This is a genomic window from Syntrophobacter fumaroxidans MPOB, assembly GCF_000014965.1.
Classification (GTDB): Bacteria; Desulfobacterota; Syntrophobacteria; order Syntrophobacterales; family Syntrophobacteraceae; genus Syntrophobacter; species Syntrophobacter fumaroxidans.
Genome location: NC_008554.1, coordinates 1,268,661 through 1,293,579 on the forward strand (window position 1 = coordinate 1,268,661; position 24,919 = coordinate 1,293,579).

Consider the following 24,919-nt stretch of genomic DNA (forward strand, 5'->3'; position numbering starts at 1 on the left):
TCTGCCCGGCATGATCATCTTTATTTTCCATATTGTATAACTTGATATAATTATTATTAATTACAGGTACTGATAGGATGTTCATTCATTATCTATATGATCTGATTGATGGATTCTTTTGTTATAAATTTATTATATACTAATTTGGAGTACAATTTATTATTATTCACAAGACAAGTATATTATTACTCAATATATTTTATCATTTTATTATGATTTTATGCCATGTCGCGTTCAAGATCGGTGCATTGCGGGTTGGATGGCATAAAGCCATTCCATACGTATGACAGGAACATCGATCCGTAGGGGCGTGGTTTATCCACGCCCGCGTCACATTACGCTTGGCAGGTGTTGTATAATCTTGAACGCACCTTTCTATTAGGACACAGTACTTCCATTAGCAACATAATATGCTTTCTCTCTAACTGTGTTTCTTCTTTGAAATCGATTGGAAATCGTGCAGAACGCAACAAGACCGGAGGAATTGTGAACTTTCGAGCTTTCAGATCAGGAAGCTCTCCGATCAACACAGCACATCGTGCCGTTGAGGCGAGTGCGTCAATCCGCTTTTTATTGATGGTTGAACGGAGACGGATAGCATTTTGGAATCCAAGTCGATTGCCAATCTTCTATCCACTATTTTCGAAATAATAAATAAGTGGAAAACTGTAAACTCAAATGAAAGAATTGGTAGGGGGCAAGTAAGGGAATACACAAAAACCCGAAGCGGTCGGCACGATGTTCCGTGCGGAGGCTCCGGGACAAAAACGCACGCGGTTTTCCGTTCACGCGGAGGGGTGGGTCTCTGAAGGCTTTCCGGCAAAGGGTTTTCCCCCGTGACGGCATATTCTCCCGGCCTCATTCGGAGAACCCCGGACCACAATCGATCCGGTACTCTGATGCGGGCGGCTCTACAGGGCTGCGCCAGGGAATGCGGCAGGTCTTTTCGAGGCATTTCTTGCGTTTTTGCGCTTTTGCGCCTTCAGGGCGGGCGTCCGCCTCCCGCTGTCCGATCCGGTGAAGCCCGTGAGAGGCCGCAGTCGTCCGAATGCCTTACCGTCTTGTTTCAAAGCCGATGCTGCCCGCGGAAAGCAGCGTTCCGGCCGGCATGCACCCCGGCAGTTCCTTTTGAAGGTGCCGCGGCCATGCTGCCTCGGCATCTTCTCCGGAACGTATCCGCTACGCTCACCTGCCTTTTTTCATCCAAGGGAGCGTGGCGCGAGAACGGGCCCCTCCCCTGCGGCGAAGGCCATGGCTCCTGAAGCTCAAAACCCGACCTTTCAAACCATATTTTGCATGTTCGACCGGGAAGTGGTAAAGTTTTCGGGAATCCGGTTCACCATCGGAAGTTGTTCCGGCAGAAAACCCAACCCCAGAATGCAACTCGGGCGCATGGCGCACAACCCGACGCATCATTGCGGATGATGATCCCAATGTGCGGTTGCTCTGCCGTGCGTGGTCCGGGTGCACCGGCATCGCTCCGAATTCTCGGGGGGGGAAGTGTCGCCCCCCGATGCGGTCCCGGAACGCATGGCGCACATCCGGATGCACTTGCTCCGGCTGAATCTCCGTCTGCATGCCCAGCAATGCGCCGAGCAAAAGGAGCAGCGGTGCACAGACAATTTTACGGTTTTTCTGAAGAGCCTTTCAGCATAAAACCGGACACCGGTTTTTGGTACCCGAGCCGCAACCATCTGGAAGTGCTGACCACCATCAGGGCTGGAATCAAGAGTGGAAAGGGCATTCTCGTCATCACGGGAGAAGACGGGATGGGGAAAACGATTCTTCTCCGGCTGCTGGTGGAGATGCTCGATCCCGGCGTGAAGGCCGCCCTCATAAGCGGGCCGTCGCAAAGCTTTGAAGAGGTGCTCGAAGATCTCCTTCGCGCCCTTGAGCTTCCCCGGGGGGAACCGGACAAGAGCTCCATGCTGTCGCGGCTTTATGAATATTTGTATTCGGGGCTTTCAAGGGGCAAAACCCTGCTGATCGCCGTGGATGAGGCCCACAAATTCAGCGGGCAGGTGCTCGAGGAGTTGCGCATGCTCTGCAACCCCCACCCGAGGAGGCCGGGACCGGGGATTGTGCAGGAACTCTTTGCGGCCGGACCGCAGTTCGAGGAAAAGCTCCGGGCCGAGGATCTGATGCGGATCCTTCAGAGAATCGAGGTCCGATGCCGGCTTGAGCCTTTGAGCGAGCTCGAAATCCCTCAATACGTCGAGCACCGGCTGAGGAAGGTGGGGAGCGGCATTACAAAGATTTTCACGCCCGAAGCCGTCGATTTGATCTGCAGGTATAGCCGGGGGATTCCCCGGAACATCAATATGCTCTGCTACATGTCGATCTGCAGCGGCTACGCCCTGTCCCGGAAGCATATCAGCTCGGACCTCGTGGAAAAGGCTCTCCCGGTTCTGAACGGGCACAGATCGGGAAGATGGAAAGGAGTGAAGGGACCGGTCAAGGCCCTTGACGACACCATCGAAAAAAGCCCGTTCATCACGACCATCACTTATATTCTGCTGGCATACTCGCTTCTGGCGCTGTTCATTGTCTTCCTGCTGAACCTGCGCCTTTGAAACGAAGTTGCGCGCAAGATGGATCTTTCAAGCACAAAAGAGCGGGGGAATGATTCCCCCGCACCCCCCACACGGAGCCGCGAAGCGGCGAGGGGGTGTGGGGGATACGTCCCCCACGCTTTTAGAGTATCATTTTGAACGCAATTATCCATGCCCCCTGCGACACCCGCGAAGCATGAAAATAGTTTCGGCCGGGAATCTATTTTCTAGGTAAATCCGTATGAGGAGAGGGCCTCCCCACTCATTGCCGGAGCAGCACGGCCAGGAGCTTTTGCAGGGAGAAGGCAAAAATGACCAGTGATAACAGCAACAAAAAAACTCTGACCATGTTGTGCCCCGGCTTCCTGAGGGACGGCGTTCGCAGGAGAGGGCCGCTGCCGGCGGGGCGGAGATAATCCATTTCCCTGATGGCCTCCCTGGCGATTTTCAGGTCGATCGACGGGCTGGCTCTGCTGAAACCGATCAGCAGGGCACGGTCGCAAATCAGGTTGATCACCCGGGGAATGCCCCGGGCAAATTCGAGGATCCGGTCCACGGCTTTAGGAGTGAAAGTCCCGTTCTCTTTCCCTCCCGCCACTTTCAAACGGTGCTCGACGTACCGCCTGCCCTCCTCCCGGTTCAGGGGCGCAATCCGTCGATGCACCTTGATCTTAAGCCGGAAAGCGCGCAGCTTGTCGCCGCCCAGTTTTTCCTCCAGTTCGGGATGCCCCACGAGCAGGATCTGGAGCACTTTCCCGACGGGCGTTTCCGGGTCGCAGAGCCTGCCCAGGCCTTCCAGTGTATCTTCGTCCAGGTTTTGAGCCTCATCGATAATCACGGCCACCGTCTCGTTCCGGGCGAGCCTCTCGTTGAGGTACCCTCCGAGCGTTCTCAGATAATACGCCAGGTTTTCTTCCTTTTCCCAGAGGGGCACATCCAGCTGCAGCAGGACTTGTTTCAGCAGGTCCTTGAGACTGAGTCCCGTATGGAACACAAAAACGGTCTTTATGTCGTCGGCAAGGTCATTCAAAAGCGTCCGGATGAGCAGGGTTTTCCCCGTTCCCACTTCCCCGGTGATCACGATTACGCCCTTCTGTTCCCTGATTCCCGCCATCATGGACGAGTAGGCTTCAAAATGAGAGGGCGCAAAATACAGGAATTTGGGGTCCGGGCCAAGACCAAACGGCATTTCGGCGAAGCCGTAGAATTCCATGTACATCGGGCATCCTCTCCGGGAAATGATCATCGATTTCCCGGAGCATACCACACCACCTCCCGGGGTCAAACCTACACTTTTCACATTTCTGCCCTGCGTGCGCAGGCGAAAAGGACGACGGAGCCGCCGCCGGGCTTCCATCCCGACCCCCGCGCTTCCGCCCTGCCTGGGCGAGGGGCCAGCACGGACGTGCAGGCGAGCCTCGATATGGACGGCCCCGGTTTTTTCAGGGCGGACGGCGGGCACGGGAGTGAATCGTGTCCTTGAGCGCAAACCGTTCTCAACCCAATTTGCGCATGCGAAGGACTTCCCGCCGGCCTGAATGCGCTCACCGCCCGGAAGAGGTCCGAATCTCCGGCCTGGAATCCTCATGCAACGCGGCATCCAGCCTGAGCTGCTCCAAGCCGTCCGCCGCGCAGAGCCTTTTCCACCTTACCGCGGTGATACGGTCTGAGGCCAGGTCCGAAAGGATCGTGAAAGGATTGAACCTCTCGCCCCCGATTTCGACGAGAACCGGATCGCCAGGTTCGCAGGCGATCGCGTGGCCCCGATCGGCAAGTGCCGCAACAATGGCGGTCCCGAACAAACGACAGGCGCCTTCCCATTTCTCATCCCCGGTAACGGCATCCGGGTGCTCGAAGCGGGTGGAAAGCTCCTGCGGCTTGCCGGCAAGCTCGGGCAATTCACCCAGTCGGATTCCTTCGAATCCCCGGATGTGCTCGCGCGCCGTCTGGCGCCATGCCGGCAGGTACACGGCGCTCAGTGCGTCCTTCCACCCAATCGGGCGCAGACCGCCCGGGTCTTCCTCCTCGAATAGCACTTGCAGCATTTCGAGCTCGAGCGCTTCGACACCGTCGATCAAGTCCATCGCCCGCCGATCATCGAGCTGACCGACGGCGGAAGGAAGCGCGGCCAGGGCTTCGATGCGCTCCTTCAGACACGGGTGGGTGTCGTAGGGGTCAGAGTGCGAGGCTTGCATTTCCTCTTCGAGGTTTTCGGCCATACGGGCGGAGATGTGAGGCGATGCGAGGAAGAGGGCGAACCCCTCGGCTACGGGTGGTCGAAATCCCGCCGAGAGTATCGGCACGACCTCACTGTGCCAGTACGCATCAAAGGCTCCGGCGGCGCCGTTTACCTTCTTCAGCCCGCCGATCAACGGGGCGTTGCCGACGACCCGGGCGGCCAGGGCATCCGCCGCGTATTCCTGCCGGCGCGCCACGGAATTCGTGATCCGCAGGAACAGCCTTCCGTACCAGACGAACGGCAGTTGGATGAGGCTGTCGTCCAGTTGATGCAGGGTCCGACCGATGGCGGAGCGCGTCTTGTAGATCCAGGGCGCCAGGCGCACGTCGCCCCCGTAGAAATGTCCGAACTCGTGAGCGAGTACCGCCCGCAGCTCGGAGACGGTCAGTGTTTGCAGCAGCGGCAACCCCAGCCCCATCACCCTGCGGCTTCCGAACCCCATGAAGCCGCCTCGGTGGCTCACCCAGGCGTTCATCTCCGGGATGAGATACACTTCGCCGGGCAGCGCCTGCTCCACGGCTCCGGCCGTCTTTGTCAACTCCTGGAAAAGGCGCGCGTGCCGGATTGCGTGGAAGCGGGGCCCGGGTGCCTGGAATTTGTCCGGGCGGGGCAGCACGGCCCACAGGATGCCGCCGACGCCAAGGACGCAGCCGAGTATCAGTCGAAGGTGAATGTGCCTGGAGTACTTGATGTCAACGTACGCCAGGTAGGCGAGCGCGGCCGCGATACTGATCGCGAGCACGTAGAAGCCCGCCAGCAGGATGAGCGCCAGCACGGCGCGGCCCGGCAGCGAGGAATTGTTCACACCGGCACCTCTCTTCGGGGGTTGTTGGCATGCGGCTGCGGCTCGATGCGTCACAGCCCGATTTTCCATATTGTCCTAATGTTTTATCGGCTGGAATGCGGCGCGGCAGAACATAGAAATCCGACCCGCTGATATTCCCGCAAGGACCCTGGTTCCCCACACGATCCGCTGGGAAGAGAAGAGCCAGGCGGGGGGAGCGCTTTCCCGCGGACCAAAGCACAAGCAGGAGGTTCGCTGACGTGTCGGACCCGCAGATTGCGGAGAAATTGGGCATTCGACCGAGCGGCTTCCATACGTTACCGCAGTATGCACAACAAGCCCCGCATGGAATTCAGACAGGCGGCGGCTCTCACTGTGGACCGTCACCGTCGCCGTTGTGATTTTCACCTAACCTGAGAAATCTTCTATAGGCCTGAAAATCGCTGAAGGAGCTAAGATGGCGTGTTTTCGAAGATGCAGGAACAAGTGGCCGCACTACCGACCGTCGCCGTGTGCGATCCAGTAACAATGTAGGTAAAATGCCAGGTAAAAAGTGGCGCAGGAAGGCTCTTCACCGGAAAGTCCCGCCGGAGCAGCCCCAGGAAGCAAAAAAGGACCCAGCCGATCCGGCTGAGCCCTAATGTTGTGTCCTGGCGCGCCCAAGAGGATTCGAACCTCTGACCTACGGATTCGTAGTCCGGCACTCTATCCAGCTGAGCTATGGGCGCAACGAAGTAACAGCGACTTCTAACAAAAAACACCCCCGCAGGCAAGCAGAAAAAGAATTGCGCCGGTTCCCGTTTTGGTGGATAGTTCTGTCTTCACGGGACCGGGCCTTTCGCGCGGTCGGCCCGCCGTCCGTCATCTTTCCACGGGTGCTCGGGCGGTGACGGTATTCACGCGTCGTGAGAGAGGATCATCGAAGCCCGAACCTGGTCAAGGATTGCCGTCCTGGTCAAGGGTTGCCGTTTCTGACGCGGCAACCGGCGAGCGGGCCTTCGGCGCCCGGCCCTGGACGAGGGCCAGGTTCAGGGCCGAAGCCGACGCGTTCATGACGAACGATTGGAGCGGAGTTCGCATCGTCCGGACAAGGGTCGCGCGCGCGACACCGGCGTGGGGATCGATCGATCACATGCAGGCGCTTGAACGAGGGCCGCGCTCGCGACCCCGGCACGCGCAACCCGGCGGAGCACGGATTCATGGCATTCTGGCGCAGCAGGCAGCAGATGGGAGCGGCCGCCCTGATCATGGGCGTGAGCATCTTTTTGTCCCGCTTCATGGGCCTCATCCGCGACAAGCTCATCTCCTACCTGTTCGGGGCCACCCGGGAATCCGACGTCTATTTCGCCGCCTTCGTCATCCCCGATTTCATCAACTACCTGCTCGCCGGGGCCTATTTCTCCATCACGCTCATCCCCCTCCTGGCGGCCGCCTTCGAACGCGACCGCGAGGACGGCTGGCGCTTCTTCTCCACGGTCCTCACCTGGATCGCCCTGGTGATTTCGCTCGTCACCGCCGTCGCCATGCTGTTCGCGCCTCAACTGGCCCGCCTTGCGGCCCCGGGTCTCCCCCCGGAAGCCCTGGAGCGGCTGGCGTACTTCCTGCGCATCGTTTTGCCCGCTCAGGTGTGCTTTCTGCTGGGATCGTGCTTCACCGCCATTCTCTACCTGCAGAAGCAGTTTTTCGTTCCGGCCCTGGTCCCGCTCGTCTACAACTTTTTCATCATCGCCGGGGGCATCCTGATGCGGTCGAGAGGCATGGAAGGCTTCTGCTGGGGCGTCCTCGCCGGGGCGTTCGCGGGCAACCTCTTCCTGCCCTGGCTCGCCGCGCGACGGACCGGCGGCATGAAGTTACGCCCCGCACTGGTCCATCCCGGCATGAAACCGTTCCTCCGGATGGCCCTGCCCCTCATGATCGGCCAATCCATCGTCGTGCTCGACGAGCAGCTGGTGCGGATCTTCGGATCCCTTGCCGGAATCGGCGCCATCAGCTGGCTGAACTACGCCCGCCGGATCATGCTCGTGCCCGTCGGAGTGGTGGCACAGGCGGCGGGCGTCGCCTCCTACCCCTTCCTGGCGGAGCTCCACGCCAAAGACGAGCTGCCCCGCTTCTGCGCGACGCTCAACACCGCCCTGCAAAACACCATGACGCTGCTCGTGCCCCTGACGGCCTGGATGATGATCGTGGCCGAGCCGACCATCCGCCTCATCTTTCAGCAGGGGCACTTCACCGCCCAGGATACGGTCCACACCGCGCGGCTGCTGCAAATCATGCTCGCCGTCGTTTTCTGCTGGGGATACCAGCAGATCCTCGGGCGGGCGTTCTACGCCACCCGGGACACCCTTACCCCGGCCCTGCTGGGCACCCTCACCACCCTCGTTTCCATACCCGTGTTCTATTTCCTGACGGAGTCCCTCGGGGCAACGGGAGTGGCCGTCGCCAGCGCCGCCGGAATTTTCCTCTATTCAGCCGTCCTGTCCTGGTCCTGGCGGCGGCGGTTCGGGAGCGCAACCTTCACGGGGCTGCTCCCCGGCCTGCTCAAGCTCGCGGCCCTGTCGCTCGCCGCCGCCGTGCCCGCTTTCATCCTCGGCCGCCTGGACATCTTCCGGTCCCTCGAACACCCCTACCTGTCCGCGTTCTGCCTCATCGGGGCAAGCGGCCTGTGTTTCGGAGCGGTGTTCCTGGGCCTGGCCGGCCGCCTCATCCCGGCCCTGGTGCAGCCCTACCTCAAACACGCCGGCCCGCTCGCCCGGCTCCTCCTCCGATGACACGGACGCACCGCCGCACCCGTCGTTGCCGCGCTCTTATCCCCGGCCCTGCCCGTGGTTATCCATGCGCTCCCGCATCCGTTCGGGCCGCGGCGACGGGAAGACGCGACGATCCTCGCCCATCGATACCCATCCGTCCGTGCGTGGGTCGCGGCGCAATCCTTTTGCACCGCCTTCCGTTCATCACCCGTTTTCCTTTCCCCATGAACCCCGCGGACATATTGCGGCGCAAGCCCTTTGTGCTACTTGACAAAACGGGCGTTCGTCACTAGGTTAGGCTGGCACTCTTTCTGGCAGAGTGCTAACAAGATGCGGGGGAGTCTTCCGTGAGCGACTTGTCCAAGCGCGATCAGCACGTCCTGGAAGCTGTGGTGACCGATTATATCCACACCGGGGAACCGGTGGGGTCGAGGACCATCTCGAAGCGATACGGGGTAAACGTCAGTTCCGCCACGATTCGCAACGTGATGGCGGATCTCGAGGAGATGGGGTTCCTGCACCAGCCCCACACATCGGCGGGCCGCATACCCACGGAGAGGGGGCTGCGCTTCTACCTGGACTCCATCATGCAGTTCAAGGCCCTGGAGGAACGGGAGCGGGAGATGATCCGCGAGGCCTTCAGGAACGAGCTGCCGGACGTCAAGGAACTGCTGCGCAGGACTTCGCGCGTGCTGTCCCGGTTTTGCCGGCAGGCGGGCGTGGTCCTTTGGCCCAAGCTCACTCTGACGCTCTTCAAGCGCATCGAGTTCATTCGCCTGAGGGCGCACCAGATCATGGTCCTGCTGGTGTCCAAGACGGGCCTGGTTCACCACACCCTGGTGGAATGGGAGCAGGACATCGGGCAGGAGGAACTGGACAAGTACAGCCGGTACCTCAACGATCTGCTCGAGGATATGCCGCTCGGCGAAGTCAAGCAGCGCGTGCTTGAAGAGATGCGCGACGAAAAGGTGCTCTTCGATCAGCTCTATTCCCGGGCCCTGAAGATCACCGACCGGGTTTTTCAGCAAAACCTGGAGAGCAGCGACGTCTATATCGAGGGACGGACGAATCTTCTCAACAACCCGGAATTCGCCGACGTGGACCGCATGAGGCGCATTCTGGACGCCTTCGAGGACAAATCCAGGATCATCCGGCTCCTGGACCGGACGCTCAGGAATTCCACGGGGGTGCAGATCATCCTCGGGACGGAAAACGACCTCCAGGAGTTGAATGAGATCAGCCTCATCTCTTCTCCCTACCGCCGCGGGGACACGCTCCTCGGCGTGATGGGGGTCATCGGCCCGCTGCGGATGGACTACTCCCGGATCATTCCGGTGGTGGAGTTCACGGCGGACCTGCTGAGTCAGCTTCTGGAGGAACCCGGCGAGGATTGACGCTCGGGCGCGGCGCGCCCCGCGGGATTCCGGCTTCGCGATATGGAACCGTTTCATACCAGGCTGCAGGAGGAAAAGAGACAGATGTCCAAAAAACATATGAAGGGAAACGGCGGTGAGGTTCCCGAGAACTCGGAGATGAGCGGGAGCGAGGAACTGGTCGCCGTTGAGCCCGGGGAACCCGACTACAGGGAGTTGCTGGCGCGCAAAGAGGAAGAGCTCAAGCAGTCCCAGGACCGCCTGTTGCGCATGGCGGCGGAATTGGACAACACCAGGAAACGGCTCGAACGGGAGAAATCCGAAGGGATCGCCTACGCCAACGAAGGCCTCATGAAGGACCTGCTTCCCGTGCTCGACAACCTCGAGCGCGCCCTGGAGCACAGCGAGAACGAGGCGGACTGCGGGAGCCTGGTGGAGGGAGTGCGCATGACGTTGAAGGGCTTTCTGGACAGCCTGGCCCGGTTCGGATGCACGCCGTTCGAGTCGGTGGGCAACGCTTTCGATCCCAACTTCCATGAAGCCGTGATGCAGGAGGAAGTCGCCGACTATCCCGAACGCACGGTGATACGGGAATTCCAGAAAGGTTACACGCTCAAGGAACGGCTGCTGCGTCCCGCCATGGTGGTGGTGTCGAAAGCCGCCGGTGACACGTAGTCGATGATTTTGCCGGGCTTTTTGCGGGAAAAGCTGCGGCGACGGGTTGTACAAACGTTGTGCGACCACTATGTTTGGCAAGGATTCACACTTCTTACACCGGGCGGAGATTGCATACTCTTCTGATCGAACGGTTGGGAAAGGCTTGGTATTTACAAAGGAGGCAGTTAAATGAGCAAAGTGATCGGTATCGATCTTGGAACCACGAACTCGGTGGTTGCAATCATGGAGGGCAAGGACCCCAAAGTACTTCCGAACGCCGAAGGCGGTCGCACCACACCCTCCATGGTGGCCTTTACGGATAGTGGAGAGCGCCTGGTGGGCCAAGTGGCCAAACGACAGGCGATCACGAACCCGGAAAACACGATTTTCGCCGTGAAGCGGCTCATCGGGCGAAAGTACGAGTCCCGCGAGGTCCAGCAGGACGTGAAGATCCTGCCTTACAAGATCGCGAAGGCGAAGAACGACGACGCGCACATTTCCATCCGGGGCAGGGAGTACAGCCCCACGGAGATATCCGCTTTCATCCTGATGAAAATGAAGCAGACCGCCGAAGATTACCTGGGCGAGAAGGTGACCGAAGCGGTGATCACGGTTCCCGCCTACTTCAACGACAGCCAGAGGCAGGCCACCAAGGACGCGGGCAAGATCGCCGGTCTCGAGGTGCTGCGGATCATCAACGAACCGACGGCGGCATCCCTCGCCTACGGCCTCGACCGCAAGAAGGACGAGAAGATCGCCGTGTTCGATCTCGGCGGCGGCACTTACGATATTTCCATCCTCGAGATCGGGGAGGGGGTGTTCGAAGTCAAGTCGACCAACGGGAACACCCACCTGGGCGGGGAAGACTTCGACCAGCGCATCATCGACTGGCTCGCCAACGAATTCAAGAAAGACTATGGAATCGACCTTCGCAGCGACAAGATGGCGCTGCAACGGCTGAAAGAAGCGGCGGAAAAGGCCAAGATCGAGCTGTCGTCCACGATGGAGACGGAGATCAACCTTCCCTTCATCACGGCCGACGCCGCCGGCCCCAAGCACATGACCATCAAGCTCTCGCGGGCGAAGCTCGAATCCCTCGTGGAAGACCTCATCGACCAACTGCTCCCGCCGATGGAGCAGGCCCTGCGCGACGCCGGGCTCAGCCGCACCGCCATTGACGAGGTGATCCTGGTGGGCGGCATGACCCGGATGCCCCGGGTCCAGCAGAAGGTGCAGGAATTCTTCGGCAAGGAACCTCACAAGGGGGTCAACCCGGATGAGGTCGTTGCAATCGGGGCGGCGATCCAGGCCGGGGTGCTCAAGGGCGACGTCAAGGACGTTCTGCTGTTGGACGTCACGCCTCTGTCCCTGGGCATCGAGACCCTGGGCGGGGTCATGACCCGGCTGATCGAGCGCAACACGACCATTCCGACCCGCAAGAGTCAGATCTTCTCCACCGCCACGGACAACCAGACGGCGGTCTCCATCCACGTTCTTCAGGGGGAGCGGGAGATGGCGAGCAACAACAAGACTCTCGGCCGCTTCGAACTGGTCGGGATCCCGTCCGCGCCTCGCGGCATCCCGCAGATCGAGGTGACTTTCGATATCGACGCCAACGGCATCGTGCACGTCTCGGCAAAGGATCTGGCTACGCAGAAGGAGCAGTCCATTCAGATCACCGCTTCCAGCGGCCTGAACAAGGACGAAATACAGAACCTGGTGAAGGAAGCCGAAGTGCACGCCGAGGAAGACAAGAAGAAGCGTGAGCTGGTGGAAACCAGGAACCAGGCGGATACGCTCATCTACAGCACCGAGCGGACGATGCGGGACATGGGGGACAAGATCGACGCCCAGACGCGTCAGAATATCGAGGAGCAGATCGGAAAGCTGCGCAAGACCATGGAGGATGGCGACAAGGACGCGATCCAGAAAGACATGGACCAGTTGATGCAGATTTCCCACAAGGTGGCCGAAGAGGCTTACAAGCGGGCGGCGGAACAACAGGGTCCCCAGGCCGGAGCGGAGGAGCAGGCAGCGCGCGAGTCCGCCGGTGCGCAGAAAAAGCCCGACGACGACGTCGTCGACGCCGACTTCCAGGAAGTGAAGGACAAGTAGCCCCGGACGGCTTTGAATGAAAAAATGCAGGCGTCGGCCCGGTGGATGCCGGGGGCACAAAGGCGCTGAACGGCGTGGATTATCGCCTGCCCGGAAATGACGCGGAGGACCGTGCTTCGCCGTGCGCCCCAGGTTTTCGACCCTTTCGGGAAATGAGGGCGCGGCGTTCACACGGCGGCGATTCGGCATGCCCGTGGCGATCCGCGATCGGCATGAAGACTATAACGTTGAGGGCACATGAAATTTCGTGTGCCCTTGACGCCGTTTTGGGGTATACATTTTCCTCTTGCAACAGATTGTCTTCGCCCGCGGTCGGGGTTCCGGAGCCGACGGGGAACGGAGCGGTTCCCCGGGGGTTTTGTCATGCGCGGAGCGGAGAGTCTGCCCGTATCGGGATCGGCGCTCGAGGACTTCGCCATTTCAATGCATCGAGGCATATATGAAACGGATTAGCAGATACTCCCGGATTTTGCTGCTGGTGGTAACGGTTGCATTCCTTGCCGGATGTCCCGGTTCCCAGCAACCTGCCGAACAGGCTCCGAGTCGCCCGTCTCTCACCGGGACGACGCCTCCGGACGCCGAAAAGATGGTCCAGCAGGCCGAGCAGGCGCGCAAAAGCGGAAATATTCCCAAAGCCATATCCCTCTGGGAAAAGGTCATCCAGAAATATCCCGGCCATGCCGTCGCGGCACGGGGATTTTCCGTGGTCGGCAACCTTTACCTGGCCCAGGGACAACCGGATCGCGCCCTGCAGTATTTCGACTACCTGCTTTACACCTATCCCAACTGGGACGGAATCGGCCAGGCACGGCTGGATCGACTCCGCGCGCTTGCCGCCGCCGGCAAGAAGAAACAGGCCATGAAGGAAGCGGTGCCGCTGTGGGAGACTTCGACGTCCCAACCTGATTTGCAGGTGGGCCTTGCGTCCTTCATGGCCGGGCTCTACGGCGCCGAAGGGGATATCGAGACGGGCTGGGACTGGGCCGGTTCGGGCTTCCCGGCGGCCTCAACCCCGGAGCAGAAGAAAACGCTCACCCGGGCCACCGTCGATTTGCTGAAAAATGCGGACGAGGGGCAGGTGAAGAGGCTGTATAAAAAGACTCCTTCGGATTTCATGAAGGTCTTTCTGGATTTTCGGATGGCCCAGCTGGAAATGCAGAAAGGGCGCCAGGACCCGGCGCGAGCCCGCCTTAAGGAGCTTCTCGCCCGGAACGGGACTCACCCGCTGGTCCCGGAGATACAGGCGGCCATCCGCGGCACCCGCCCGGAAGGGGCTGAATATGCCGTCAATGCCGATCGCATCGGAGTGCTCATTCCACTCAACGGTTCATTTGCCAGGTACGGCGACATGGTGCTCAAAGGCCTGACGCTCGCGAATTCGGACTGGAGCGAGCGATACCCGGGCCAGCAGGTGTCGCTCGTGGTCAAGGACGCCCAGGCCGATGCAGCCGTCACCACCCGGTCTTTCGAGGAAATGGTGAAAAAGGACGGCGTCCTTGCCGTGATCGGTCCCCTTGGGGCGCAGGCGGCCAAAGAGGTGGCGCCGCTCGCGGACCGCTACGGGGTGCCCGTCCTGACCATGACGCAAAAGGATGACGAGGGCGCGGCGAGTTCCTTCGTCATTCACATCTTCCTGGACAGTCGCGAGATCGTGCGATCCGTCGTAAAGCACTGCCGCGACAAACTCGGTCACACCCGTTTCGCGGCGCTCTATCCGGACGACCGCTACGGGCAGAAGCTGGCGAAGATTTTCTCCGAAGTCGTTCCGGAACTGGGCGGCCAGGTTATGGCCAGTGTTTCCTACAAGGAAAAAACGACGGATTTCAAGGAGTCGCTGCAAAAGCTCATCACCATCGCCAAGAAGAACCAGCCCCCGACCGGCGTCGAAACCACGCCGTTCGATGCGCTGTTCATTCCCGACCAGGTGCAGTCGGTATCGCTCATCGCCCCCCAACTCCCATACAACAACGTGGTGGGCGCCACTCTGCTCGGGACCAACCTGTGGAGCGAAGCACCGCTCGTGCAGGCCGGCGGGGTCTACATCGAGCATGCGCTGTTCGCCACGGCCTACTACCCCGAAAACCCGAGCTCCCGGGCGAAGGACTTCCGCGAGCGATTTCAGGAGAAATTCGGGGCGCCGCCATCCTACCTGGAAGCCCAGGCCTACGACGCGCTCATGCTGGTGCTGCAGGCCCGCAGCGCTTTGCGATCGACCGGGATCGACCGCGCATCCCTCCTGCAGACCATCATGACGGCAAAGGGCTTCGAGGGGATCGCGGGGAAGTACTCCTTCTCCCCGATGGGAGGCTTGCAGCGGAACTATTTGCTCCTCCAGGTGCAGGACGGAAAGCTTGTGCAGATTGCTCCATGAGGTGTGGAGCCGCCGGCTCATCACCCGATTCGAGCCGCGCGCCCATGCGATGCCGCCGGGGCGGGCATGCACCGCCGGCCGAAAGCGAACCGCCTTCCGGCATTGCTTTCCGGGTCCGAAGACGGAACATTTTGGGCTCTCCTGCATCGGGGCCTTGACAAAGAAATCGGTGGCTTTATAATTTGTGCGGTTAGCGGTAGAGAACAACGGTTTTGGATCCACTTGCGGTTCAAGAGGAGGTTTTTGGATATGCCGATCTATGAATACGAATGTTTGAAGTGTGGAAAAACTTCGGAAGCCATGCAGAAATTCTCCGACCCCCCGCTTACCGAGTGCTGCGAATGCAGGGGGCAATTGCGCAAGCTCATCTCCATGAGCACTTTCCACCTCAAGGGTTCGGGTTGGTATACCACCGATTACGCCGGGAAGAACCAGAGCACGAGTGCGCCTCGGAGCAGCGAAACCGCGTCGTCGGGCAGCGCCGAGAAGAAAACCGATTCTTCTTCGACCGCCTCGGAATAGGAGGCGGAGCCGACCGGCTCACGCGGCGGAAGGCGCATCAATCGAAGAATTTCCATCAGTTACGAATCCGAACTGCAAACGGGCCGTTCACGCGCCCGTTTTTTTTCGCACATTCGAGCCGAAGCCGAACGGGCGGGTCGATCCCTGCGGCAATCCTTCCAATCGATGATCGTGCTCATCCCCAGAACCTGTTGCCTGTTCCAGCGCAGCTATCGAAGCGTTCCCCGGCGAGCCGGCATGAGGACGCGGCGACTCCCGATTCTCGACTCCGGGCTCCGGACCATCGCGCTGCCGGACGGCTCCCGGCCGTCTTCCGCCTCACTGCGGCACGTTTGCGAATGAGAGGAAACCGCATGGACACTAATGGACTGTTCATGGTCTTCACCGGAAACGGGAAGGGCAAGACCACGGCGGCCCTGGGAATGGCCTTGCGGGCCGCTGGCCACGGCCTGAGCGTGTTGATCCTCCAGTTTCTCAAAGGGTCCTGGAAGTACGGCGAACTGGAAGCGCTCAAACGATTCGATACAGTGACCATCCGAACGCTGGGTTCGGGATTCACCTGGACCAAGGAAAACCTCGACGAAGACAGGCGCCTGGCCCGAGAGGGATGGGAACTGGCTTCATCCGAGATCCGCGGGGGCGGCTACGATATCGTTATCCTCGACGAAATCAATGTGGTGCTCTCCTACGGGCTGCTATCCTCCGAGGAGGTACTGGGAGCGGTGTCCGACCGTCCCGCAAGACTCCACGTGGTCGCTACCGGCCGGAACGCTCCCGAGGAGCTCATCCGCGCGGCCGACCTGGTCACCGAAATGCGCGAGGTGAAGCACCCCTTTCGCGATCGGGGAGTGAAGGCTCAGAAAGGGATCGAGTTCTAGATGGCCCGCCGGGACAAGGAAAGAAGCCTTCACGCATTGTACGATGCAATCCGCCGGGATGCGTTCTACCGGAAAGAGAACATGGGCGATGTTTTCGTCCCGGGCGACGGGTCGATGGAGGACGGCGTCATCGTGTTGATCGGGGAGGCCCCCGGACGCGATGAGGAAAGAGAAGGCAAACCCTTCGTGGGAGCGGCCGGCCGGAACCTGAACGCGCTTTTGCTTGAAAACGGGCTCGCGCGCGAAGATCTCTTCATCACCAACCTGTTGAAGTACCGCCCCCGCACTTCCACGGGAGCCAACCGCAGCCCCGCGGCCGCGGAATGTCGATATGCCCTTCCCTTTCTGGAAAGAGAGCTGGACATTCTGCGGCCGGGACTCGCGGTGTGCCTGGGACTGTCACCGGCAAAAGCTCTCCTGAACGACCCGCACCTCAAGATGGGACGGGCCAATGGCGCCTTGTTCCGCGGAGCCGGGCTGAATATCCTTGTCACGTATCATCCCTCGCCGTTCAATTTCATGGTTCCGGAAAAGAGCAGCGCACTTCGAAGGGCCTTCCGGCAAGTTGCCGTCCGGCCCGAATGAACCCGGTGCGGCGTCTTCGCTGTTCCGGCTTTTCATCCTTCGCTCCCGGTGTGTTCCGGCAGAGTCTGCGTGAACCATTTTACGGATCGTACAGGCTGTCCTATGAAAGAGTCCGAAATTCGGGAAAGGGTAAGGGAATACTCGAGATTTCCCGTGCGCGGCAAACTCAGGATCGTCACCGACACCACGGAATTCATGACCATCCGGGAGGGAGACGTCCTCGAGCTGGGCGAAACGTACTACCTGGTGCGGGGAGAAGAGGTCGAAGGGCGGTTCGGCCTGGACGGGGAGCCGAAGTTCTGGGTGAAAAAGGCCGTCGACCTCGCCAACGGCAGATCCAAGGTGATCAAGCTGGAATTCCATGAATCCTTCACGATGCACCTGGGTGTCCTTCGCATCATGTGCTACCGGAGTCCTCCGAAGGAAGCCCGGATTCTTGAAAAGACCGCTTCCGATCCGTACTTTATGCAAGGATTCAACGTAGGCGACAGCAAGGGGAACATCGTCCGGATCATCGACCGGGTGTTCGGATCGCGGTTCTACGACTTCATTCTCGACATGACCGTCGATCACGAGACCTATTTCCGGCAACAGTTTCCCGATGTCTTCAGGAATCTCGTCACCTGCGTGGAAGCGGTGAACAGGCTCCACGAGATGGACGAGCTCCATGGGGACATACGCAACGATCACATCATCATCGAACGGGAGACGGGCCGATACGTCTGGATCGATTTCGACTACACGTACGAATGGTACGAGAATCGATTCGGCGTTGACCTGTTCGGCCTGGGCAACGTGCTTCTGCTCGCGCTCGGCAAAGGGTTTCACAGTGTCCCGGACCTCAGCGCCTGCGGTCCTGCGGGCATGAATGTCGTTTCATGCCTGACCGGTTCCGATTTCTCACTCTTTTTCAAGCACCGGATCATCAATCTCCAGAAGCTTTTCCCGTACATACCGGATTCTCTCATGCACGTCCTGATGCATTTCAGCCAGGGAGCGGAAATCTTCTACGAAACGACCGACGAATTGCTGGAAGATCTGAGGGCGTGCGAAGCCGACGTCTACCGATGAATCGAAGGCGGTCAAGGCATTCTGCGGATGAGGGGGAGCGCATTATGGAGAACAAAGTTCTGGTTGCGGTGGATCTGTCCGAAGACTCGCTCAAGGCGGTCGATTACCTGGGCGGGATGCTTTCCTGTCACAGTTCCGCCACGGTCACGCTGCTGCATGTCATCAAGGAACCCTCACCCGACATCGTGCCGGATGAAAGAGAAAGGAAAGCGCGGATCGAGCGCGCCCGCTCGGAAGGCCTCTCCCTCATGGAGAAGGCGGGGCAGCGTCTTGCCCGGCACGGAATCCCGGAATCCCTCATCAGGATCAAGGTCCAGGTCTGTCACAAGGCGGTGAGCGTAGCCGACATGATCCTCCATGAACAGCGTTCGGGCGCCTATGGCACAATCGTGATCGGCAGAAGGGGACTCAGCAAGCGGGAGCAGTTCCTCTTCGGCTCCGTTTCCACCAAGGTGGCCAGAGAAGCAAAGAACTGCGCGGTGTGGATCGTGGGATAGGAGGGAGGAGCGCCCTGCAGGGCGCACCCAAAGAAAAGGCCCCCTTCCCTTTCCAGGGAAGGGGGCCGACGGCTCCATGCCGATCGGAACCTTCTTCCAATTTCTCCCAGCGGCCGGCTTTACCGTTCATGGATCGTGCGTTGATGATCCTGGCGGCGAGTCCCGTCTCGAAGTGTTCAGTCCGACATTTTTCGTCAGGATCACTCTCCGGTCGGTCCAAGAAGGGGGAGTCAGTCTTTCGCCCCCTGCATCAGGGACTTGAGTCGTCGCTCTTCCGCCCGGGTCACTCGAAGCTCGTCTTCCACCTTTTCCTTTTCGGGCGACCCCGGTTTCAAAGTCTTGAGTTTTCTTTCCAGTTCTTCGACTCGTTTCATCACCCGGTAAAGCTCGACAGCCAACATCCTAATACTCATTACTTAAGCCCAACCTAAAGTGGTCATCAGTGGCTTAATCCGCGAGACTGCATGTGCACTCATCACTTCCGGAAATGGTCTTCGAAGGCTATATCGAACTTGTCCCTGCCTCCGGAAGGCAAACGCAGGGCATAGCCGGAATCGGGAGGCAACGTATCCAAACGCAGCGAAGGGTTGAGCTCCTGAAGTTGGGTCATCGGAACATCGATCCACTGGGCCACCTGCTCGAGCTTGAGAGGTGCCTGCACCCATATGGATTCATAGTCGTAATTCGAAAACTGACCCGGGCTCTTGAACCCGTGTTTTTCCAGGTTCTGCATGATGTGCATCGCCGCCAACACCTTCGGGACATAGTGCCTTGTGAGCGAAGGCAATCTCCCGCGTTTGGAAAGCTCCCAGAAATCGTTTGCGCGGCTTCTCCTAAGCGCGCTCTGGACGGAACCGCCGCCCGCATTATAGGCGGCCAGTGCCAACGTCCAAGAATCGAATTGCTCATAGAATGAGCGCAAGTACTTGGCAGCAGCCCTCGTGGACTTGATCGGGTCTCGTCTCTCGTCGACCCAGCCGTCCACCCGCAATCCCATTGCCCGGGCTGTCGGTGCCAACAGTTGCCAATAACCGCCCGCTCCCTTGTGTGATGCATTCCTCTGAAACGCGCTTTCCACCATGACGACGGAAATCATTTCAGGGGGAACACCATGACACTCCAGAATTTCGGTCATGATGGGAACATAGAATCGTGAACGTTCCAGGGATTCCTTGAACGTTCTCCGACCCTGCTCCTGATAGAAACGGACAAATTTTTGGATTAGGGGTTGATCATTGATGGGTATCTGGATTCTGCTACTCCATCGTCCAGCAGGGGAAGAATTGAATAAATTCGATGTGGGGGGCAACGACGCGAGCATCAGGGTGTCTCCCTGAGCGGGTTTTTCATGCACCGCCAATTGGGCGGATACCACGCTCCAGGAGTCCCGGGTTGCTTCCGCCTTTGCCTCGATGTTCGAGGAAACAAGCACGAGAATCAGACAAAACGGGACGGCGGCCTTCGGCAAGATACGCCGAAAACCTGTTAGAGCTTCCCCCAGCTGGTGCCTCCAGAGTCTGGAATCAGGCGCCATACTGGTTCTCCTTTATTTCAAAGAAAACACATCGCCCTCGCGGATACCCGTAAGAGTTTAGGATGCGCCTTTCTACCAAAAAAAGGACCCCTTGTGCAAGGTCCAGAAATCGGGGTTTTCCAGCGTTAGAGGGAATTATTCCCAAAATCACGGGAAATACCTCTCCTCAGGAACATATCCAAATCGATGTTTCCGTATTCGGCTCCTAAGGGCTGGTGTGAATCCATCTCAGTCTACGGCAAACCGTTTGGACTCTCCTTTTTCGCACAATCTCGTTTTTATGCTGCAAAACAGCGTCAAACAGCATCTTTCACAAAACGTTAATAAGTATTCATCATTCCAAGAGGTTCTTGGTAATGGCCTGAATCTTGCTAAACAATACAAAAACCACTTATTCCCTCACCGGCAATCCCGCCCATCGACGGCAAAGCATCCCCGCCCGGGGCGGACTCTTTCTCGGTGATTCTCCACACCGCGTTCGAGGGGCAGAACCATATTGACTTGTGCTCGGAATTTCAATATCTTTACGGGTCACCTTCGTCCCGTTACTGTTTTTTTACAATCCGAAAGAATACTTATGGCGGTACCGCAGCTCAAATCCTTTCGCAACATCGGCATCATCGCACACATCGATGCCGGCAAGACCACCGTGACGGAACGGATCCTCTTTTACACGGGTCGATCGCACAGGATGGGAGAAGTGCACGACGGCACGGCCGTGATGGACTGGATGGAGCAGGAGCAGGAGCGCGGGATCACCATCACTTCGGCCGTGACGACGTGTCAGTGGAACCGCCACGAACTCCACCTGATCGACACTCCCGGCCACGTGGACTTCACCATCGAAGTAGAGCGGTCCCTGCGCGTCCTGGACGGAGCCATTGCGGTGTTTTGCGGTGTGGGAGGGGTTGAGCCCCAGTCGGAGACGGTGTGGCATCAGGCCGACCGGTATCACGTCCCGAAGATCGCCTTTGTCAATAAACTGGACCGGCTGGGTGCCGACCTGGATCAGGTCGTCGAGCAGATTGAGCGCAAGTTCAAGACCATCCCCCTGGTTTTGCAGCTTCCCGCGGGCCGGGAATCCGATTTTCGCGGGGTTGTCGATCTCATCGGCATGCGGCAGATCGTTTTCCACGACGAGACGCTGGGAGAGCGATACGAATACGTGGATATCGAGGCCTCGTTGCGGGACAGAGCGCTCGAAGCGCGTGACCGTCTGGTTGCGAAGGTGGCCGAATTCGACGATCACCTCATGGAACGATACCTGGAAGGCATGGAAATTTCGGCCGCCGACCTGGTTCCCGCCATCAGAAAGCTCACCCTGGACCTCAAGGCGGTTCCCGTTCTCTGTGGCTCCGCCCTGAAGAACAAGGGAATCCAACCGCTGCTCGACGCCATCGTCGATTTTCTTCCTTCTCCCCTGGACGTTCCGCCCATCGAAGGCAGAGCTCCGGTCACCCACGCCGTCGAGCGCAGATCGAGCAGTGAGACGGAACCTTTTGCGGCGCTTGCCTTCAAGATCCAGATGGACCAGGGACGCAAGCTGACGTACGCCAGGATCTATTCGGGGCGGCTGCAGGTGGGAGACGACGTTCTCAACGTTTCCAAAGGAACGCGAGAGAAGGTCTCCCGGATATTTCAGATGCACGCCAACAAGCGCGACCGGCTGGAAAAGACCGGAGCGGGCAACATCGTCGTTCTCATGGGTCTCAAGTCCGCCGGCACCGGCGATTCCCTGTGCGACCCGGCGCATCCCGTCCTGCTCGAACCCGTCAATGTGTATGAGCCCGTGATTTCCATCGCCGTGGAGGCCCAAAGCAGAGCCGACCAGGAAAAGCTCCTGGACAGCCTGGCCAAGCTCTCGGAGGAGGATCCGACGTTTCGCTTTCAGGAGAATCCGGACACCGGGCAGACCATTATCAGCGGGATGGGGGAACTGCACCTGGAGATCGTGCTCACGAGGCTCGACCGGGACTTTAATGTGGAAGTCAACGCGGGCAAGCCGCAGGTGGTTTACCGGGAAACCATATCCCGGGAAGCGGAGGCGCAGGCCGTATTCGATCGCGAAATCGGCGGCGTGCGGCACTACGGCGTGGTCGACATCCACCTGGCGCCTCGCCGGAGAGGCCAGGGGAACACCACTCTGGTCAAAGTCAGGGATGCTTCCATTCCGGAGGTCTTCTTCCCGGCCATGGAACAGGGAGTTCAAGATGCACTGAGCAGCGGCCCGCAGCTCGGCTATCCCGTGGTTGATGTGGAAGCGGTGATTTTCGGCGGCGCGTTTCAGGACGGCGTTTCCAGCGAACTGGCGTTCCGGGTGGCCGCATCCATGGCCTTCAAGAAAGCGTGCGAACAGGCTTCCCCGACGTTGCTCGAACCATTCATGGCAGTGGAAATCCTGGTTCCCGAGGAGTTCCTCGGCGAGGTGCTCGGCGACATCAATCTGCGCAGAGGCCGCGTGGAAAACATCTCCATCCGCAAAGCCATTCAGGTCGTGCAGGCCGTGGTGCCCCTTTCACGGATGTTCGGCTATTCCACCGCCCTGCGGTCGGCAACCCAGGGCCGGGCCACCTTCACCATGCACTTCTCGCACTACGACGTGGCATCCCAGGGATAGCCCGAGTCCGACGGCTCGATAATTTTGTTGAAGTCATTTAATTTTTAAGCTAAACGATAAAGGTTCTGTGTCACACACAGTCGACTGCACAACAGACGATGAGCGCCGGAATGCACTGCACCAGGCCGGGCGAAGCAAATCAGCGCTTTCCGGAAAAATCGAATCCGCCCTTTGAGGGCTCGTGTGGAAAGGCAGGTGAATACTGAATGTCGGAGTCCGAAACCAGAGAGAACATCGAGAAGAAAATACGCAAGCTCCGCAAAGATTTCCAAAAGAACGTCCAACCCGTGTTGCGTCGCCACAACTACTATCTCTCCAAGGGAGAACGTCGCCGCATCAAGAAGAAGAAAGCGATCAAGCGCATCCAGCGGCGGGAACGCAGGTTGATGCGATCGGCATGAGTCGTCACCTCCCTGGAAACCGGCCTTCGTGGCCGTAACCCCACGGAATGCCCCAGGCGATCCTCCCGAGGCGCCCTCCGTCACCCAAACGGCGCCGGCCGGCCTGAACGTTGACCGTAGGCGATTGAAAAACATCAAACCCTGAGCCGATCTGCCCGGCTCAGGGTTTGCATTTCCGTGGATCGCCGCCCATCGAGCATTCGCCCTCGTCCTTGCGGGAGAAGCTTGCTGGGGATCACCCGGCGCATGGCCGACAGTGTCCATCCCGACCCTCCAATATTCCTCATGGCTGATGGCGCCCCCCGGCAGGTTCCCGTTCGCAAAACGGGCTTGTTTGTGCAAAAGCTCCGCTCCCTTGCCGAATCCTTTGTGCGGGTCAGGACCGGCAAGGTCCGAGCGCCGAGTGGGGACAACAGCCCAGCAGTTCCGTTGCAAACTTTTCGAGGTTTACCTGGGGTCCGATGGAGATCAGGATGTCGCCGGACTGCAACACTTCCTTTGGGGAAGGATTGTAGATCATCGTCCCGTCGCTGCGCTTGATGCCGACCACGATGAGGTTATACCGGCTGCGGATTCCCGAATGCACGAGGTCCTTGCCCGCGATCTGCGCTCCTTCCGGAATGCACAATTCCTCCATGCTCAGCTCCATGCCTTCGGCGGACAAGGCGAGGTCCAGAAAATCGATGACCGTGGGTCTCAGGATGTTGTGTGCAAGCCGGATACCGCCCAGGGCAAAAGGAGCGACGACGCGGTCGGCCCCGGCTTTGAGAAGACGCTTGTCGGTTCCGGGCGTGCTCGCCCTGGCGTAGATGAGGATATCCCTGTTGAGGTCCCGGGCGGTCAGGACGATGAAAACATTCTCCGTATCCCGGCTCACCGTTGCCACCAGACCCTTTGCCCTGCCGATGCCGGCGGCAACGAGAGCCTCCTCCTCGGTGGCGTCGGCGGCCAGGTGGGGAATTCCCTTCTCGGCAATCTTCCCGAGGACGGCTTCATCGTTTTCGAGTACCACCACGGGCACACCGTAGTGCCGCAGCTCCTGGACGACGATTTGTCCCATCTGCCCGTATCCGCATACAATGTAGTGATTATTGAGCTGATCGAGCTGTTTCTTCAATTTTCGCCTCCGGTAGAGTTCCAGCAGGTTTCCGTCCAACAGAAGCTGGCTGAAATACGCAAGGTTGAAGGCCACGAAACTCGCGCCCATGAGGATGAGCACCATGGTGAAGGTGCGGCCGTGGTCGGTAAGGGGTCTGACCTCCGTGAATCCGACGGTGCTGAGCGTGATGACGGTCATGTACAGAGCATCGAGGAAAGTGTAGTGCTCGATGAAAACGTAGCCGGAAGTACCGAACAGCACCAGAAAAACGGAGAGCACACCGAGAATGGCAACGCGGTGGCCCGTGGTCGCGAACCAGACATTCTGCATGAACCATCATCCTCGAATCGGAGAGGTCGGCGCCAGGCACGAAACCCGGCGGGGACGACCGCCGGCGGCTCCCGGTAGTGCGCTGCGCCTGCGAACGCAATACACGTGTTTCGGCGCAAATGAACCGACCGGGATTTGACTGTCGGCGTCATTTTTTGCAGTTGATTTTTTATCATAACGGTTGACGCGGCTGCAAGGAAGGATTAGTAAAAAGGATGGCATGCACACCGGTGCACAATTTATGCACATCCGCCACGAGAGCCGGTGGTGCCGTCTGCGGGTCGGTTGCACCGTGTAGTTTCAGCGATTCACTTAACCAGGATCAGCCGCAAAATGAGAGTCTCGACGATTGCACTTGCATTCGGATCGGAGTGATGATACAAAAAGGTTCCGATTCGGCGACGCTGCCGCTCCATTCCAGCCTGTCCCGCGGCCAGGCCATCGCTCCCCTTCCTGGATCTCTCGCGTTTTCGCTCGCCATGCGCCTAACTGGGCAGTACTCAGGGCTTTTTTCCCTTGACAAGGGAATCCTCACAGCTATATATAG

Annotated in this window: 18 protein-coding genes and 1 tRNA gene; 13 read left to right on the top strand and 6 right to left on the bottom strand. The window is 59.2% G+C overall.

Annotation, left to right across the window (positions count from 1 at the left end; genetic code table 11):
* The first annotated feature begins 1,610 nt into the window (after window positions 1-1,610).
* Complete coding sequence (locus SFUM_RS05350) at window positions 1,611-2,573, top strand: ExeA family protein (protein WP_011697895.1); 963 nt, start codon at window positions 1,611-1,613, stop codon at window positions 2,571-2,573.
* A 241-nt stretch (window positions 2,574-2,814) separates the two neighbouring features.
* Here the strand turns inward: SFUM_RS05350 and SFUM_RS05355 are convergent, their stop codons facing one another.
* The 3 genes from SFUM_RS05355 to SFUM_RS05365 all read right to left on the bottom strand — a co-directional run bounded on the left by SFUM_RS05355 (window position 2,815) and on the right by SFUM_RS05365 (window position 6,303).
* A complete protein-coding gene (locus tag SFUM_RS05355) occupies window positions 2,815-3,771 on the bottom strand; it encodes an ExeA family protein (RefSeq protein ID WP_011697896.1) in 957 nt (318 codons plus the stop codon).
* Window positions 3,772-4,096: 325 nt separating this feature from the next.
* Window positions 4,097-5,596: a M48 family metallopeptidase gene (locus SFUM_RS05360; RefSeq protein WP_041439931.1), complete on the bottom strand. Its 1,500-nt coding sequence runs from the start codon at window positions 5,594-5,596 to the stop codon at window positions 4,097-4,099.
* 630 nt (window positions 5,597-6,226) lie between these two features.
* A tRNA-Arg gene (locus SFUM_RS05365) sits at window positions 6,227-6,303 on the bottom strand.
* 471 nt (window positions 6,304-6,774) lie between these two features.
* On the opposite strand from SFUM_RS05365, the gene murJ reads away from it, so the two are divergent.
* From murJ to SFUM_RS05420, 10 genes are all read left to right on the top strand, one after another.
* Complete coding sequence (gene murJ, locus SFUM_RS05370) at window positions 6,775-8,343, top strand: murein biosynthesis integral membrane protein MurJ (protein WP_011697898.1); 1,569 nt, start codon at window positions 6,775-6,777, stop codon at window positions 8,341-8,343.
* Between the two features lie 326 nt (window positions 8,344-8,669).
* Complete coding sequence (gene hrcA, locus SFUM_RS05375; RefSeq protein WP_011697899.1) at window positions 8,670-9,716, top strand: heat-inducible transcriptional repressor HrcA; 1,047 nt, start codon at window positions 8,670-8,672, stop codon at window positions 9,714-9,716.
* Between the two features lie 84 nt (window positions 9,717-9,800).
* Window positions 9,801-10,370, top strand: a complete 570-nt coding sequence (gene grpE, locus SFUM_RS05380) for a nucleotide exchange factor GrpE (protein ID WP_011697900.1) — start codon at window positions 9,801-9,803, stop codon at window positions 10,368-10,370.
* Between the two features lie 171 nt (window positions 10,371-10,541).
* Entirely contained in the window at window positions 10,542-12,467 is a 1,926-nt protein-coding gene (gene dnaK / locus SFUM_RS05385) for a molecular chaperone DnaK (RefSeq protein WP_011697901.1), read from the top strand.
* A gap of 439 nt (window positions 12,468-12,906) precedes the next feature.
* Window positions 12,907-14,838: a penicillin-binding protein activator gene (locus SFUM_RS05390; RefSeq protein ID WP_011697902.1), complete on the top strand. Its 1,932-nt coding sequence runs from the start codon at window positions 12,907-12,909 to the stop codon at window positions 14,836-14,838.
* Between the two features lie 249 nt (window positions 14,839-15,087).
* Complete coding sequence (locus SFUM_RS05400) at window positions 15,088-15,360, top strand: FmdB family zinc ribbon protein (protein ID WP_011697903.1); 273 nt, start codon at window positions 15,088-15,090, stop codon at window positions 15,358-15,360.
* A 353-nt stretch (window positions 15,361-15,713) separates the two neighbouring features.
* Complete coding sequence (gene cobO / locus SFUM_RS05405; protein WP_011697904.1) at window positions 15,714-16,238, top strand: cob(I)yrinic acid a,c-diamide adenosyltransferase; 525 nt, start codon at window positions 15,714-15,716, stop codon at window positions 16,236-16,238.
* The gene (locus SFUM_RS05410) at window positions 16,239-16,823 is read left to right on the top strand and encodes a uracil-DNA glycosylase (RefSeq protein ID WP_011697905.1); all 585 of its coding nucleotides are present in this window, start codon (window positions 16,239-16,241) and stop codon (window positions 16,821-16,823) included.
* A 102-nt stretch (window positions 16,824-16,925) separates the two neighbouring features.
* The gene (locus tag SFUM_RS23260; RefSeq protein ID WP_011697906.1) at window positions 16,926-17,894 is read left to right on the top strand and encodes a protein kinase family protein; all 969 of its coding nucleotides are present in this window, start codon (window positions 16,926-16,928) and stop codon (window positions 17,892-17,894) included.
* 44 nt (window positions 17,895-17,938) lie between these two features.
* Window positions 17,939-18,391 (top strand): universal stress protein, encoded by a 453-nt coding sequence (locus tag SFUM_RS05420; RefSeq protein WP_011697907.1) that lies wholly within the window; start codon window positions 17,939-17,941, stop codon window positions 18,389-18,391.
* A gap of 230 nt (window positions 18,392-18,621) precedes the next feature.
* On the opposite strand, the gene SFUM_RS23085 is transcribed toward SFUM_RS05420, so the two are convergent.
* Both SFUM_RS23085 and SFUM_RS05430 read right to left on the bottom strand, forming a co-directional pair.
* Window positions 18,622-18,792: a hypothetical protein gene (locus SFUM_RS23085; protein WP_153307202.1), complete on the bottom strand. Its 171-nt coding sequence runs from the start codon at window positions 18,790-18,792 to the stop codon at window positions 18,622-18,624.
* Window positions 18,793-18,866: 74 nt separating this feature from the next.
* Window positions 18,867-19,925, bottom strand: a complete 1,059-nt coding sequence (locus tag SFUM_RS05430) for a lytic transglycosylase domain-containing protein (protein WP_049766298.1) — start codon at window positions 19,923-19,925, stop codon at window positions 18,867-18,869.
* Between the two features lie 577 nt (window positions 19,926-20,502).
* Between SFUM_RS05430 and fusA the strand changes: the two genes are divergently transcribed.
* Window positions 20,503-22,542, top strand: coding sequence for an elongation factor G (fusA, locus tag SFUM_RS05435; RefSeq protein WP_041439937.1), 2,040 nt, complete (start codon window positions 20,503-20,505; stop codon window positions 22,540-22,542).
* Window positions 22,543-22,748: 206 nt separating this feature from the next.
* Window positions 22,749-22,943 carry a 30S ribosomal protein S21 gene (gene rpsU, locus SFUM_RS05440; RefSeq protein ID WP_041439939.1) on the top strand — a complete coding sequence of 65 codons (195 nt, stop codon included), beginning with the start codon at window positions 22,749-22,751 and terminating at the stop codon, window positions 22,941-22,943.
* A 376-nt stretch (window positions 22,944-23,319) separates the two neighbouring features.
* Here the strand turns inward: rpsU and SFUM_RS05445 are convergent, their stop codons facing one another.
* Window positions 23,320-24,372 carry a potassium channel family protein gene (locus SFUM_RS05445; RefSeq protein WP_011697910.1) on the bottom strand — a complete coding sequence of 351 codons (1,053 nt, stop codon included), beginning with the start codon at window positions 24,370-24,372 and terminating at the stop codon, window positions 23,320-23,322.
* Window positions 24,373-24,919: the final 547 nt, after the last annotated feature.

Bases quoted from the DNA above. Each gene is read 5' to 3' on its own strand.
- cobO (WP_011697904.1), top strand. From the start codon at position 15,714: ATGGACACTAATGGACTGTTCATGGTCTTCACCGGAAACGGGAAGGGC.
- dnaK (WP_011697901.1), top strand. From the start codon at position 10,542: ATGAGCAAAGTGATCGGTATCGATCTTGGAACCACGAACTCGGTGGTT.
- SFUM_RS05420 (WP_011697907.1), top strand. From the start codon at position 17,939: ATGGAGAACAAAGTTCTGGTTGCGGTGGATCTGTCCGAAGACTCGCTC.
- fusA (WP_041439937.1), top strand. From the start codon at position 20,503: ATGGCGGTACCGCAGCTCAAATCCTTTCGCAACATCGGCATCATCGCA.
- SFUM_RS23085 (WP_153307202.1), bottom strand. From the start codon at position 18,792: ATGTTGGCTGTCGAGCTTTACCGGGTGATGAAACGAGTCGAAGAACTG.
- SFUM_RS05400 (WP_011697903.1), top strand. From the start codon at position 15,088: ATGCCGATCTATGAATACGAATGTTTGAAGTGTGGAAAAACTTCGGAA.
- SFUM_RS05445 (WP_011697910.1), bottom strand. From the start codon at position 24,372: ATGCAGAATGTCTGGTTCGCGACCACGGGCCACCGCGTTGCCATTCTC.
- SFUM_RS23260 (WP_011697906.1), top strand. From the start codon at position 16,926: ATGAAAGAGTCCGAAATTCGGGAAAGGGTAAGGGAATACTCGAGATTT.
- murJ (WP_011697898.1), top strand. From the start codon at position 6,775: ATGGCATTCTGGCGCAGCAGGCAGCAGATGGGAGCGGCCGCCCTGATC.
- rpsU (WP_041439939.1), top strand. From the start codon at position 22,749: ATGTCGGAGTCCGAAACCAGAGAGAACATCGAGAAGAAAATACGCAAG.
- SFUM_RS05430 (WP_049766298.1), bottom strand. From the start codon at position 19,925: ATGGCGCCTGATTCCAGACTCTGGAGGCACCAGCTGGGGGAAGCTCTA.
- grpE (WP_011697900.1), top strand. From the start codon at position 9,801: ATGTCCAAAAAACATATGAAGGGAAACGGCGGTGAGGTTCCCGAGAAC.
- SFUM_RS05355 (WP_011697896.1), bottom strand. From the start codon at position 3,771: ATGTACATGGAATTCTACGGCTTCGCCGAAATGCCGTTTGGTCTTGGC.
- SFUM_RS05390 (WP_011697902.1), top strand. From the start codon at position 12,907: ATGAAACGGATTAGCAGATACTCCCGGATTTTGCTGCTGGTGGTAACG.
- SFUM_RS05410 (WP_011697905.1), top strand. From the start codon at position 16,239: ATGGCCCGCCGGGACAAGGAAAGAAGCCTTCACGCATTGTACGATGCA.